We start from the raw sequence: 12,396 nt of genomic DNA, 5'->3' as shown, positions 1-12,396 counted from the left end.
CGGTGGTCTAGTCCTTGTCGGCTCCGAGGCCGCGCGCAAGGCCCTCGAGCACGGCGCGCAGTTCGGGATCGCCGATATCGCGTAACGATTCGCCGAGCTCGACCGGGACCGGCTTGAGGCTGGGCGGTGCGGCGGCGGGTCTGGCCACGGGCGCCTTAACCGCGCCTTGCCGCAGCTTGACCTGCGCCACCGCATTGTAACCGAAGAAACGGTTCACCCGCTCGATGATCTCGGGGATCACGTGCTGGATCATCGGCGCGTGCGCGGGCAGCACGACCAGTTCGAGCGTGCCGCCATCCTTGCGCCCGCGGGCGAAGCGGATGCGCTCGGGCTGGCAGGTGCGCGCATGGTTCGCGCCGACGATCTCGGGCCAGCGGGTGACGATCGAGCTCTGCACGAAGCCGAACTTGCGGAACGCCGCGCGCCCGATATCGGGCACCAGCTCGCCGAGCCGCCGCGCCCCCTGTCCGCGCGGGCGTTCGTAGCGCTTGGGTCCTTTGCGCGACTTGGGGGGATCGGAGCGTTTCATCGGTGGGCCGACCATGCCATGGGGGCGACGTGACTTCCAGACCGATCGCCGACCTTTTGCTCGACTGGTATGCCAGCCATGCGCGGTCGCTGCCGTGGCGCGTGCCGCCGGGCGGCGAGCGGCCCGCCGGTCATGCCTATCGCGTTTGGCTGTCCGAAGTGATGCTGCAACAGACCACGGTCGCCGCGGTGCGTCCCCGTTGGGAGGCATGGGTCGCGCGCTGGCCGACGGTCGAGGACCTCGCTTCCGCCAGCGACGAGGAGATCATGGCCGCCTGGGCGGGGCTCGGCTACTACGCCCGCGCCCGCAACCTTGTGAAAGCGGCGCGCGCGGTGGCCGAGCGCGGCGGTTTCCCGCAAAGCGAGGCGGGCCTGCGCGAATTGCCGGGGCTGGGCGACTACACCGCCGCCGCCATCGCCGCGATCGCGTTCGGCGAGGACGCGGTGCCGGTCGACGCCAATGTCGAGCGGGTGGTGGCGCGGCTGTTCGCGGTGGACGAGCCGCTACCGAAAGCGCGCAAGGCGATCCGCGCCGAGGCCGCGACGATCTGGCCCGAAGGCCGCGCGGGCGATTTCGTCCAGGCGGTGATGGATCTCGGCGCGACGATCTGCACCGCGCGCGATCCCAAGTGCCTGCTGTGCCCGGTCCGCGAACACTGCGAGGGCTATCGCACCGGCGAGCCCGAGCGGTTTCCGGTCAAGCCGCCAAGGAAGGCCAAGCCCGAGCGGCGCGGCGCCGCCTTCTGGATCGAGCGCGACGGCGCGGTGTGGCTCGTCCGCCGACCCGAGACAGGCATGATGGGCGGGATGCGCGCACTGCCCGACGATGGCTGGACCGCGCGGGTCGATGGCTCGGGCGAAGCCCCGCTCGACGGTGAGTGGGAAGATGCCGGTGCAGTGACCCACACCTTCACCCATGCGCGACTCACGCTCGCGGTGAAGCGGCATCGCGGCGAAGGCAAGCCTTCGGGCGATGGCGAATGGTGGCCGCTCGACCGGCTCGACGAGGCGGGGCTGCCGACGCTGTTCGCGAAGGCAGCCGACCGCGCGATTGCCTAGAAGATACCGCCGCCGATGCTGAGGCGGAGTGCCGCGACGACCAGCACGACCAGGTTGAAGTTCCGGCCGGACTTCTGCGGTGCCAGCTGGCCGACGATCACGCCGAGCGCGAGCACGGGGAGCGCAAACCAGTTGCCCCAGCCGAGCAGCGGGATGGTCGAGGGGATGACGATGACCAGGGCCAGCAGGCCGAGGATCCAGGAAATCAGGTTTCTCATGTGTCCTACATAGGTAGGACAGCGCCTCCATTCAACTCTCTTGCAGCTTCGCGCAACTAGTGCGACGGTTGCCATTCGAAACCGATAGGAATCTTGTCCATGCGCCCAGCCGAATTCGCCGTTCCCGCCCTTTCGCGTCGCCAGATGTTGCGCGGGTCTGCCATGTTCGGCGCCGGTGCCGCCTTCCTCGGATCGCCCGCGGCGGCGTTCGCGAAGAGCGAGGCGGCGCGCAAATTGTGGCCTTCGGTGGCCGAGATGACCGACGAGTTCGTCGGCGGCGGCAAGGCGGTCAACATGGTCTCGGTGCTCGGCTTCGGGCAGAAGGCGCCGGCCGTGATCGCCAAGGGGCCGCAGACGCGCGACGGCGCCGCGCAGGCCGATATCGACAGCCTCTATCGCATCTATTCGATGACCAAGCCGATCACCGGCCTCGCGACGATCATGCTGGTCGACGAGGGCAAGCTCGGGCTCGACCAGCCCCTCGGCGAGATCATTCCCGCCTTCAAGGAGATGAAGGTGCGCACCGCGGGCGGCGGCACGGTCAAGGCCGAGCGCCCGATCACCGTGCGCCAGCTTCTGACCCACACCGCGGGGCTCGGCTACGCGATCCCCGGCATGCCCGGCAATTCCGAATACGGGAAGCTCGGCCTGACCTCGGGCCAGGTCACCCGCCTGCCGATCCCGGGGCTGAGCGGCGGCAAGTCGGTCACCTCGCTCGAGGAATTCGCCGACACGCTCGCGGGCCTGCCGTTGATCTACCAGCCGGGCACGCGCTGGTCCTATTCGGCCTCGATCGACCTCCTCGGTCGCGTGATCGAGGTGGCGAGCGGAATGCGCTTCGATCGCTTCCTGCAGCGCCGCATCTTCGATCCCATCAAGATGGAAAGCACCTTCTTCCGCGTGCCCGCGAGCGAGAAATCGCGCCTCACCACCAATTATGGCGTGATGAACGGCAGCCTCGTCCCGCTCGATCCGGCGGTTGCGTCGATCTATCTCGATCAGCCCCCGCTCTACTGGGGCGGGTCGGGCCTCGTCTCCTCGGCGCGCGATTACGACCGGTTCCTACGCATGGTCCTCGGGCTCGGCAGCATCGACGGCACCCGCGTGATGAGCGAAGCCGCGGTTCGTCTGGCGACCTCCAACCTGCTGCCCGATACCGCCAGCACCGCCGGCACCTGGGTGCAGGGCGAGGGCTTCGGCGCGGGCGGCCGGGTCGGCCTCGGCGATAACGAAGGCACCTATGGCTGGGGCGGCGCGGCGAGCACCGCGGCTTTCGTCCATTTCGGTGTGAACCTGCGCGCGAGCGTCTACACCCAGGTCATGCCGCAAGGCGAGAACGCGGTTCAGGCGGCCTTCCCCAAGGCGGTGCGCGAAGACCTCGCCGAGATGGCGACCGCCGCGGCGGCGTGACCTCCGCCCCGCCCGCGATCGCCTTTACCGGCTCGCCGCTCGACCGCGCGGACCATCTGCGCGCCGATCCCGATGCGCTTGCAGGGCAGATGAACTGGCGCGCGCGGCTGCTCAAGCTCGACGGGCTGACGCCGGGGATGGACGATCGGGGCGCGCTCGCCTGGGGCACGCTGGCCGATTGCGATCCCGACGCCGAACTCGTCTTCCTCGGGCTTATGGAGGGCAAGCCGTGCTTCGCCCCGGTCCCCGCCGAAGGTGCCGAGGGCCCGGCCTATGCCCAGCCGCAGGTGTGGCAGGCGATCAACCTGCTCTCCGAGCAGGACCTCGCGACCTATGGCGGCGCGCGCAGCCTGGTCGACTGGCATGCCCGCCATCGCTTCTGTGCGCGTTGCGGCGCGGCGACCGAGATCGCCAAGGGTGGCTGGCAGCGCGATTGTCCATCCTGCGACGCCCAGCATTTCCCGCGCACCGATCCGGTCACGATCATGCTGGTCGAGCACGAGGGCAAGCTGTTGCTCGGTCGCCAGCCCAAATTCCCGCCGCGCACCTATTCGGCGCTGGCGGGCTTTGTCGAACCCGGCGAGAGCATCGAGGAGGCGGTCGCGCGCGAGGTTAAGGAAGAGGCGGGCGTGAGCGTGCGCGACGTGCGCTATGTCGCGAGCCAGCCATGGCCGTTCCCCTCGCAATTGATGATCGGCTGCCACGCGCATGCGATCGATCCCGCGCTGACGATCGACGAAACCGAGCTCGAGGATGCGCGCTGGTTCACCCGCGCCGAACTCGAGGAAGCGCGCGCCGCTGGGCCCGACGGGACCGAGACGCTCGTCTTTCCCCGCTCGGTCGCGATCGCGCATCACCTCGTCACCTGGTGGCTGGAGCACGATTCATGACCAACCTTTCGATCGACATCTATTCGGACGTGATGTGCCCGTGGTGCATCATCGGGTACCGCAATCTCCTCAAGGCGCTCGATGAACTCGAGGGCGAGATCGAGGTGGAGACGCGCTGGCGGCCGTTCGAGCTCAATCCCGACATGCCGTCCGAGGGTGAGGAGCGGCTCGAACACATCGCGCGCAAGTATGGCCGCACGATCGACCAGGCGCGTGTTGGGGCCGCGCAGATGCAGGAGCGAGCCGAACAGGTCGGCTATTCATTCGAATGGGAAGGGGAAGGTGAAGAACCGCCCGCGCTGATGCGCAACACCTTCCTCGCGCACAAGCTGCTCGCGCATGCACTCGATGAAGCGGGATGGGAGGTCCAGACTGACCTCAAGCTGGCGCTGTTCGACGCGCATTTCCGCGACCGCCGCAACGTGGCAGACCGCGAGGTCCTGCTCGAACTGGCCGAAAGCGTCGGCCTCGATCGCGACGCCGCGTCCACCGCTCTCGACAACGAGGCTCTAAGCCAGCGCATCCGTGCAGAGGAACGTGCCGCCTTCGACGCGAATATCACCGGCGTTCCGGCGATGGTCGTGGCGGGCAAGTTCCTGATCCCCGGCGCGCAGGAGCCGGAAACCTATGTCACGGCCCTGCGGCGGGTGGCGGAACGCACCTAGCCTCGTCATCCCCGCGCAGGCGGGGATCCAGTGCGGGGTTGCACTCGGCTACTCTGGATTCCCGCCTGCGCGGGAATGACGGAGTTTTTAGGACTCACGGCTGTCCTGCATCGCGGCGCGGGTTTTGGGACCCTTCTTCGCGTCTTCTTCGGGATTGTCGGAGCCGACGACCGGCTCGCGATTGTCGGGATCGGTCGCGCGCTTGAGATCGGCGCGGCTGCCGACGCGGGTGTTGACCGTGCCGCCCGAGGAACTGCCTTGCGAAGGCGTTTCCTCATCGGTCATGCGGTCGATGAGATCGTTGTCGGGGTGAAGCGATTGGCGTTCGGGCATAAATACCTCCTTTCCCAACCAACGGGAAAGGCGGGGGCCATGTTCCGAATTAGACCAGTCCGAGCTTCTTGAGCTTGAGTTGCAGCCGCCCGGGCAGCGCATCACCGATATCCTCGCCCTCGGCGAGGTCGCGCGGGGCATTTTCGTCCTTCAAGTAGCGCCAACCCTGGTGGGCGCGCTTGGGCTTGGGGTGGACGCGGATCAGCCGCGGCTCGAGGTTGATCCACCAGCGACCGTCGGGGCGCTGCTCGAACCCCTCGATCGGCGAGCGCGCGACCAGCGAATGGTCGAAGATCCAGTAGAGCGATCCGCCTTCGAGTTCGTCGACCCGCTTCGGACAATAGCGCGTGTTGAGGCGAAAGTCGGTGCGGTTGGCGTACCAGCCCTCGATGTCCGCGAAATTCTTCGCGCCGAAGGCGATCTTGGTCAGGTGAAGCGGCATGGGATCAAGATAGGGCGCCCATGGAGCGCCTCAACCCACCAACCCGCTCGCCACGGCGAGGCCGAGGAAGGCGAAGAAGCCCATCGAATCGGTGATCATCGTCACGAACACGCTCGATGCGACCGCGGGGTCGACATCCAGGCGGTCGAAGATCACCGGCACCAGCACGCCCGCCAACCCTGCGATGACGATATTGACGACCATGGCGAGCGCGATCACTCCGCCGAGTTGCGGCGTGAACAACACCGCCACCGCCGCTCCGATCAGCACCGCGATGGTCACCCCCATCAGCGCGGCGACGCGAAACTCGCGCCACAATATGCGCACGGTGTTCGATTCGGTCAGCTGATTGGTGGCGATTGCACGCACCGTCACCGCCATGGTCTGCGTGCCCGCATTGCCGCCGATGCTGGCGACGATCGGCATCAGGATCGCCAGCGCGACCAGCTGTTCGATGGCCGCACCGAAAAACGCGATGATCGCGCTCGCCACCACGGCTGTGCCGAGATTCGCGATCAGCCAGCGCACGCGCGCAGAGTAGGCTTCGCGGATCGGCTCGTTGATGTCGCCTTCGCCCGCGCCGGAGAGCAGCAGCGCGTCCTCGCCCGCCTCTTCGGCGATGACGTGGGCGATATCGTCGGCGGTGATCTGGCCGACCAGCCGTCCATCGGCATTGATCACCGCGGCCGAGATCAGCGCGTATTTCTGGAACCTGAGGCCCACCTCCTCCTGGTCGAGATCGACCGGGATCAGCGTCTGGTCGCGTTTCATCACGTCTTCGAGCCGGACCGTGCGCGGGGTGCGCAGGATCCACGACAGCTGGCAGGTGCCGAGCGGGCGCATCCGCTCGTCGACCACGAACACTTCGAAGAAATCGGTCGAGAGGTCGCGCTGTTCGCGCAAATAGTCGATCAGGTCGCCGACCGTGAGATGGCCCGGCACCGCGACGAATTCGCGGCTCATCAGGCGCCCGGCCGATTCCTCGGGATAGGCGAGCGCGGTTTCGAGCGGGGCGCGGTCCTCGGGGTCGAGCTCGGCGAGGATCGCCTTCTGGTCGGCCTCGTCGAGATCCTCGAGCATCGCCACCGCGTCGTCGGTGTCGAGCTGTTCGGCGATCTGCGCGGCGGCGTCGGCGGGCAGTGCCTCGACCAGCAGTTCGCGCACGTGCTCGTTCATTTCGGCGACGACCTCGGCGGTCATCAGCTCGGCGATCGAGGTCGCGAGCAGCGGGCGCTCGTCCTCGTCCATGAGCTCGAAAAGGTCGGCGATGTCCGCCGGGTGGAGCGGCTCGACGAGGTCGTGCGCGGTGCCCGGCTCGCCGTCGTGCAGCGCGTCTTCGACCCGGCGGACGAATTCGGGCTTCAGCCGGTTGTCCTCGTCGAAATTGTCCGCCACGTTGCCGCCATCGCCTTTATAGGGCGCATCGAGCAGCTCGGTATCGCGGGTCTCGGTCATGACAGCGGTCTAGGCAAGCCGCGCGTAAAGGCAAGGCGCGGGTGACATTGCTCCGCAGCCTCGCTAGTCGCTTCGCGCATCAACAGGAGATCCAAATCCATGGCCGAAAAACTTACCTTCTCGATCGACACCGGCGACGGCGAACCCAAGGACGTCGTGATCAAGCTGCGTCCCGACCTCGCGCCCAACCATGTCGAGCGCATCGCCGAACTGGCGGGCGAGGGCTTCTACGACGGGGTCGTGTTCCATCGCGTGATCGCCGGCTTCATGGCGCAGGGCGGCGACCCGACTGGCACCGGCATGAGCGGCTCGGACAAGCCCGACCTCAAGCAGGAATTCAACGACGCGCCGCACAAGGAAGGCACCTGTTCGATGGCGCGCACGATGGACCCGAACTCGGCCAACAGCCAGTTCTTCATCTGTCTCGACGATGCCGGTTTCCTCGACCGCCAGTACACGGTCTGGGGCGAGGTCGAGAGCGGGATGGACGTCGTCCACGCGATCCCCAAGGGCGAACCGCCGGCCAATCCGGGCAAGATCGTCAAGGCGACGGTCGCATAAGCGCGGATTTTCGAGGGAACGCGCCCCTTTCGGGCGCGTTCCTTTTGCAGGCCTGAACACGTCCGGGCGCCAAGCGCGCTGCGAGCGGGAGCACAAAGCATTGTCGGAAAACGAGAATTTTGGAGCGCGAGCGTTCGATCAGACTCACGACGAAGCGCCCGCGCACTTTCGTGACAACCATCCCGAAGACCAGTTCGAAGGCGCATCGGGCGTCCTGTTCGAACAGGCGATGGCGCAGACGCGCATGGCGATCTGCCTGTGCGATCCCAACCAGCCCGATGTCCCGATCATCTTCGCCAATCGCGCCTTCCGCGAACTGACCGGTTATTCCGAGGACGAAGTCGTCGGGCGCAATTGCCGTTTCCTTCAGGGGCCGGACACGCGGCCCGAAGTCGTCGAACGCCTGCGTCATGCGATCGACAACGAGGAAGTCATCGTCGTCGAGATCCGCAATTACAAGAAGGATGGCACACCCTTCTGGAACGCGCTCCATATCGGCCCGATCTACGATACCGAGGGAAACCTGATCTACTTCTTCGGCAGCCAGTGGGACGTCAGCGACGTCTACGCCGCGCGCGCCGAACAGCAGCATGCGACCAAGCTCGCGCGCGAACTCTCGCACCGGATGAAGAACATCATCGCGGTGATCTCCTCGGTCGCCAAGCTGGTCGGACGCGAGCGCGGCGACCCCGATACCGCGCGCGAGATCAACGACCGGATTTCGTCGCTCGGGCGGATCTACGACGCGACGCTCGAAACCGCCAAGGACGACGCGATCGACCTCAAGGCGGCGATCGATTCGGTCCTCGACGTGCACCGGACCGAACAGGCCCGGCTCACCGCCGAGGGTCCCGACGTCCTGATCCCGTTCAGCATCGTCTCGATGCTCGCGATCGTGCTTCACGAACTCGTCGTGATGTCGAGCGAGCATGGCTGCCTGTCGCGCGGGGAGGGGGCGGCGAGGCTCGACTGGGAAGCGCCTGCGGACGAAGACGGCATCGTCTGCCTGAAATGGCACGATTCCTTCTCCGAGGCTTGGTCCGGCGAGGGCGGCAAGGCTGGCACGCTGATCATGCAGCGCATGGTGAATGCGGCGGGCGGCTCGATCGCGGTCGAGCCCACCGGCGAGGGAGACGACGTGCGCGTCGTCGTCTGCCTGCCGATGGTCAAGGACTGACGCCTTGAACGGCACGCTCCTCTTGGTCGAAGACGAGGCCCTGATCCTGATGGACCTCGAATTCGCGGCCGAGGACGCGGGGTACGATTACTGCGCCGTGCGCAGCGTGCAGGCGGCGCTCGAGGCGCTCGAAACCCGCGACATCGTCGCGGCGGTGCTCGACGTGAACCTGGGCGGGGGCGAGACCTGCGTGCCGATCGCCGAGGCGCTCAGCGGCCGCGGAATTCCCTACATCCTCCATTCGGGCGATCTCGATCGCAACGACGAACTGGTCCGCACGCTCGATGCCGAACTGATCAAGAAACCCGCCCGCTCCGAAACGGTCGTCGAGCGCGCGATGACGCTCGCCGCCGAATAGCCCCGCGGCTAGAGCCGCGCGCCCACCAGCCAGTCGTGGAATTGCCGCACCGCTCGGGTTTCGAGCGCGCCCGGGCGGCACACGAACCAATAGCTGAACGGGCTTTCGACCTCGATATCGGGAAACAGCGCGGCAAGGCGCTCGTCCTTGGCGCGGGCGAGGTGATCGTCGTGCATGATCGCGATGCCGAGGCCCTGCGCGGCTGCTTCGAGGATCAGCTGGCCCGAATCGAAATGGTCGATCGCGGCGGGGGTGAGCTCGGGCAGGCCGATCTCGTCGCGCCAGGCGGTGAAGCTTTCGGCCAACTCGTTGTGGACCAGGAAGGTCTGCCGCGCGAGCCGCGCCGCGTCGGGCGTATCACCCACTTCGGCCACCGTGGCCCGATCGGCGATCGCGAACACCCGGTTGTGATCGAGCCGCACCGAATAGAGCGCGCTGTCGGGCGATTGCGACAGCACGATCGCGGCGTCGAGCGTATCGCCGACGCGCGCCTCGAGATGCGGGCTGGTGTCGATGTCGATATGCAATTGCGGATGCTTCTTGCGCAATTCGGCGAGGCGCGGGAACAGGCGCTGGCTGCCGAACAACGGCATCACGCCGAGATGCAGGCGGTGGAGCCGCCCGTCCTCGACCTGGCCGTCGATCGCATCGGCCAGCGCATCGATCCGCGGTGCGACCGCGCGGTAGAAGGCCTCGCCCTCATCGGTCAGCTTCATCGCCTGTTTCTGGCGGGAGAACAGCCGCTTGCCGGTGAATTCCTCGAGCGTCGCGATACGGCGCGAAAGCGCGCTGGGGCTCAGTGCGAGTTCTTCCGCCGCGGCGCGCGCGCTACCCAGCCGCACGGTGCGGGTGAAGGCTTCGAGCGAACGCAGCGGAGGCAGTCTCCGCATCAGCCGTCGGCGCTTTCGTCGTCGTCCTCGCCGGGCGGATGCAGTCGCACCTTCTCGACCCGGCGCTCATTGCCTTCGAGTACCTCGATCCTCCAGCCGCTGGCATGGACGAGGATCGCGCCGGGCTGCGGCACCTGTTCGGCGAGCACGAAGGCGAGCCCGCCGAGCGTATCGACCGCTTCCTCGACCTCGGCCAGGCGCGGATCGACGTGCTCGGCGATATCGTCGAGCTCGCAGCGGGCATCGGCTTCCCAGATCCCGTCGTCGAGCGCGCGCAGCTGCGGCTCGGGCTCGTCGTCATGTTCGTCCTCGATCTCGCCGACGATCTCCTCGACCAGGTCCTCGATCGTGATGATCCCGTCGGTGCCCGAATATTCATCGACCACGATGGCGAGGTGGGTGCGGTGGCTGCGCATGTCGGCCAGCACGTCGAGCGCGCCGCGCGCCTGCGGCACGAACAGCGGCTGGCGCATGAGCACGGTCCAGTCGTCGGGCGGCTGCGATTGCGTGGCGAGAAACGGGAACAGGTCCTTCGCCAGCACCATGCCGATCACTTCGTCGAGCGTGTCGCGATAGACCGGCAGGCGCGAATGACCGTGCTCGGCGAAGGTCGCGACGACCTCGTCCCAGCTGTTGCTGGCGCTGACGGCGACGATCTCGCTGCGCGGCACGGCGACGTCATCGGCATCGTGTTCGGAAAAATGCAGCAGGTTCTTGAGCATCTGCCGCTCGACCAGCGTCAGGTCGTCACTGCGCGGCTCGCGCTGGGTTTCGTCGGAGCCTTCGGCGTCGTCGACGGCGTCGAGCTGGTCCTCGATCTGCGCGCGCAGCGTGCGCTCGCCATCGTCGGACCCCATCAATTTGCGGATGGCCTGGAGCAGGCCGCCCCTACTGTCCGCGTCTCCATTGCTGTCGGGCATGGCCCTTACGAATCTCTCTTTATTGCGTTGGACGCATCATATGGGTCCGCGACCCCCAGCCGTGCAAGTATTTTGACCTCGAGCGCTTCCATTTCCTCGGCGTCTTCGTCGCTGGTCTCGTGGTCGTAGCCCGCGAGGTGGAGCATACCGTGGACGATGAGGTGCGCGGTATGATCCTCAATCGGGATGGCCTTCTCCGCCGCCTCGCGCGCGCAGGTCTCGTAGGCGAGCGCGAGGTCGCCGAACATTTCGGGCGGGCCGTCGGGGGCGAGGCTCTCGAATTCGTCCGCGGTGAGCATGGGGAAGGAAAGCACGTTGGTCGGCTTGTCCTTGCCGCGCCATTCCTTGTTGAGTTCGTGAACCCGGGAGTCGGTGGTGAACAGCAGGCTCGCCATCAGGCGCTCATTGGCGAGCGCTGGCAGCTCCTCCGCCGCGGCCTCGACCGCGCGCTCGGCGAGCGCGGGCCAATCGCTGTCCGGCCAGCCGTCTATCTCGATGTCCAGATGCACTTCGCGCCAGCTTCTTACTCTGCCGTGCCCTCATAGGCGTCGACGATCCGACCCACGATCGGGTGGCGGACGACATCCTTGGCAGTGAAGCGGATCGTGCCGAAGCCTTCCACCCCTTCCAGCTTCTCGACCGCGTCGGCGAGGCCGCTCATGCGGTCGCCGCCGGGGATGTCGACCTGTCGCGGGTCGCCGCACACCACCATCCGGCTGTTCTGGCCGAAACGGGTGAGGAACATCTTCATCTGCTCGCGGGTGGTGTTCTGCGCTTCGTCGAGGATCACGAAGGCATCGGCGAGCGTGCGGCCGCGCATGAAGGCGATCGGGGCGATCTCGATCACTCCGCTTTCGATATGCCGCTCAACCTGCTCGGGCGGCATGCAATCGAACAATGCGTCGTACAGAGGGCGCAGGAAGGGATCGACCTTCTCCTTCATGTCGCCCGGGAGGAAGCCGATCTTCTCGCCCGCCTCGACCGCGGGGCGCGAGAGGATCAGTCGCTGGACATCGCCGGTGATCAGCTGGCTGACCGCCTGCGCAACCGCGAGATAGGTCTTGCCGGTGCCCGCCGGACCGAGCGCGAAGACGATATCGTCGCGCGCAAGCGCCTTCATGTAGTCGATCTGCGTTGCCGAACGCGGGGCGATCGTCTTGCGCCGGGTGCGGATCATGATCGGCGGCGCGTCCTGTTTCGAATCGACGATGCCCTCGAGCGTCGGCTCGTTCGACATTGCGATGATCGATTCGATCAGCCCGGCATCGAGGTCCTGCCCCACCGCGACCCGTTCGCTCATCGTGGTGAGCACGTCGCGGGCGCGGGCGACCTGGTCGGTCGGGCCTTCGATCTGGACGGTATTGCCGCGGGCGGAAATGTAGACGCCGAGCCGATTTTCGACCTGGACGAGATTGGCGTCGAACTGACCGAACAACGCGCCGAGCAGGGCGGTGTTCTCGAAATCGACCTCGGTCCGCGAGCGACCGGTG

At 66.8% G+C, this 12,396-nt stretch carries 16 protein-coding genes; 7 read left to right on the top strand and 9 right to left on the bottom strand.

Annotated elements, in window-relative coordinates:
- Positions 1 to 7 precede the first annotated feature (7 nt).
- Positions 8 to 529, bottom strand: a complete 522-nt coding sequence (locus T8S45_RS07655; RefSeq protein ID WP_188642322.1) for a DUF721 domain-containing protein — start codon at positions 527 to 529, stop codon at positions 8 to 10.
- A 29-nt stretch (positions 530 to 558) separates the two neighbouring features.
- On the opposite strand from T8S45_RS07655, the gene T8S45_RS07650 reads away from it, so the two are divergent.
- Positions 559 to 1,587, top strand: coding sequence for an A/G-specific adenine glycosylase (locus T8S45_RS07650; RefSeq protein WP_322293311.1), 1,029 nt, complete (start codon positions 559 to 561; stop codon positions 1,585 to 1,587).
- Here T8S45_RS07650 and T8S45_RS07645 read toward each other — a convergent pair.
- Complete coding sequence (locus T8S45_RS07645; RefSeq protein WP_188642320.1) at positions 1,584 to 1,805, bottom strand: hypothetical protein; 222 nt, start codon at positions 1,803 to 1,805, stop codon at positions 1,584 to 1,586. The two genes, T8S45_RS07650 and T8S45_RS07645, sit on opposite strands and share 4 nt — an antisense overlap.
- Before the next feature lie 99 nt (positions 1,806 to 1,904).
- On the opposite strand from T8S45_RS07645, the gene T8S45_RS07640 reads away from it, so the two are divergent.
- Genes T8S45_RS07640 through T8S45_RS07630 form a run of 3 tightly spaced genes read left to right on the top strand, consistent with a single transcriptional unit; the run spans position 1,905 to position 4,770 of the window.
- A complete protein-coding gene (locus T8S45_RS07640; RefSeq protein ID WP_322293310.1) occupies positions 1,905 to 3,215 on the top strand; it encodes a serine hydrolase domain-containing protein in 1,311 nt (436 codons plus the stop codon).
- Entirely contained in the window at positions 3,212 to 4,105 is an 894-nt protein-coding gene (gene nudC, locus T8S45_RS07635; protein WP_322293309.1) for an NAD(+) diphosphatase, read from the top strand. The genes T8S45_RS07640 and nudC overlap by 4 nt, the downstream gene beginning before the upstream one ends.
- Entirely contained in the window at positions 4,102 to 4,770 is a 669-nt protein-coding gene (locus T8S45_RS07630) for a DsbA family oxidoreductase (RefSeq protein ID WP_322293308.1), read from the top strand. Before nudC ends, T8S45_RS07630 begins: the two co-directional genes overlap by 4 nt.
- An 87-nt stretch (positions 4,771 to 4,857) precedes the next feature.
- Here T8S45_RS07630 and T8S45_RS07625 read toward each other — a convergent pair whose 3' ends face one another.
- From T8S45_RS07625 to mgtE, 3 genes are read right to left on the bottom strand one after another with little or no spacing between them, the layout of a single operon-like run.
- On the bottom strand, positions 4,858 to 5,103 hold the full coding sequence (locus tag T8S45_RS07625) for a hypothetical protein (RefSeq protein ID WP_322293307.1): 246 nt from the start codon (positions 5,101 to 5,103) through the stop codon (positions 4,858 to 4,860).
- Between the two features lie 49 nt (positions 5,104 to 5,152).
- Positions 5,153 to 5,545, bottom strand: coding sequence for a DUF1489 family protein (locus T8S45_RS07620; RefSeq protein ID WP_188642316.1), 393 nt, complete (start codon positions 5,543 to 5,545; stop codon positions 5,153 to 5,155).
- A gap of 30 nt (positions 5,546 to 5,575) precedes the next feature.
- A complete protein-coding gene (gene mgtE / locus T8S45_RS07615) occupies positions 5,576 to 7,000 on the bottom strand; it encodes a magnesium transporter (RefSeq protein ID WP_322293306.1) in 1,425 nt (474 codons plus the stop codon).
- Positions 7,001 to 7,099: 99 nt separating this feature from the next.
- Between mgtE and T8S45_RS07610 the strand changes: the two genes are divergently transcribed.
- The 3 genes from T8S45_RS07610 (at position 7,100) to T8S45_RS07600 (ending at position 9,096) form a co-directional block, all read left to right on the top strand.
- The gene (locus tag T8S45_RS07610; RefSeq protein WP_322293305.1) at positions 7,100 to 7,561 is read left to right on the top strand and encodes a peptidylprolyl isomerase; all 462 of its coding nucleotides are present in this window, start codon (positions 7,100 to 7,102) and stop codon (positions 7,559 to 7,561) included.
- Between the two features lie 100 nt (positions 7,562 to 7,661).
- Positions 7,662 to 8,738, top strand: coding sequence for a PAS domain-containing protein (locus T8S45_RS07605; RefSeq protein ID WP_322293304.1), 1,077 nt, complete (start codon positions 7,662 to 7,664; stop codon positions 8,736 to 8,738).
- A 4-nt stretch (positions 8,739 to 8,742) separates the two neighbouring features.
- Positions 8,743 to 9,096, top strand: a complete 354-nt coding sequence (locus T8S45_RS07600) for a response regulator (RefSeq protein ID WP_322293303.1) — start codon at positions 8,743 to 8,745, stop codon at positions 9,094 to 9,096.
- Positions 9,097 to 9,104: 8 nt separating this feature from the next.
- Here T8S45_RS07600 and T8S45_RS07595 read toward each other — a convergent pair whose 3' ends face one another.
- From T8S45_RS07595 to T8S45_RS07580, 4 genes are read right to left on the bottom strand one after another with little or no spacing between them, the layout of a single operon-like run.
- Positions 9,105 to 9,986, bottom strand: coding sequence for a LysR substrate-binding domain-containing protein (locus T8S45_RS07595; protein ID WP_322293302.1), 882 nt, complete (start codon positions 9,984 to 9,986; stop codon positions 9,105 to 9,107).
- Positions 9,986 to 10,906 (bottom strand): hemolysin family protein, encoded by a 921-nt coding sequence (locus T8S45_RS07590; protein WP_322293301.1) that lies wholly within the window; start codon positions 10,904 to 10,906, stop codon positions 9,986 to 9,988. The genes T8S45_RS07595 and T8S45_RS07590 overlap by 1 nt, the downstream gene beginning before the upstream one ends.
- A 5-nt stretch (positions 10,907 to 10,911) precedes the next feature.
- Positions 10,912 to 11,415: an rRNA maturation RNase YbeY gene (gene ybeY, locus T8S45_RS07585; protein ID WP_322293300.1), complete on the bottom strand. Its 504-nt coding sequence runs from the start codon at positions 11,413 to 11,415 to the stop codon at positions 10,912 to 10,914.
- Between the two features lie 14 nt (positions 11,416 to 11,429).
- A complete protein-coding gene (locus tag T8S45_RS07580) occupies positions 11,430 to 12,353 on the bottom strand; it encodes a PhoH family protein (RefSeq protein ID WP_373282521.1) in 924 nt (307 codons plus the stop codon).
- Between the last annotated feature and the right edge of the window lie 43 nt (positions 12,354 to 12,396).

Source organism: Pseudoblastomonas marina (genome assembly GCF_034374265.1).
In the GTDB taxonomy this organism is placed as follows: domain Bacteria; phylum Pseudomonadota; class Alphaproteobacteria; order Sphingomonadales; family Sphingomonadaceae; genus Alteriqipengyuania_A; species Alteriqipengyuania_A marina.
The sequence above is the reverse complement of the archived record's forward strand: the minus strand, read 5'-3'. Positions and strand labels throughout refer to the sequence as shown.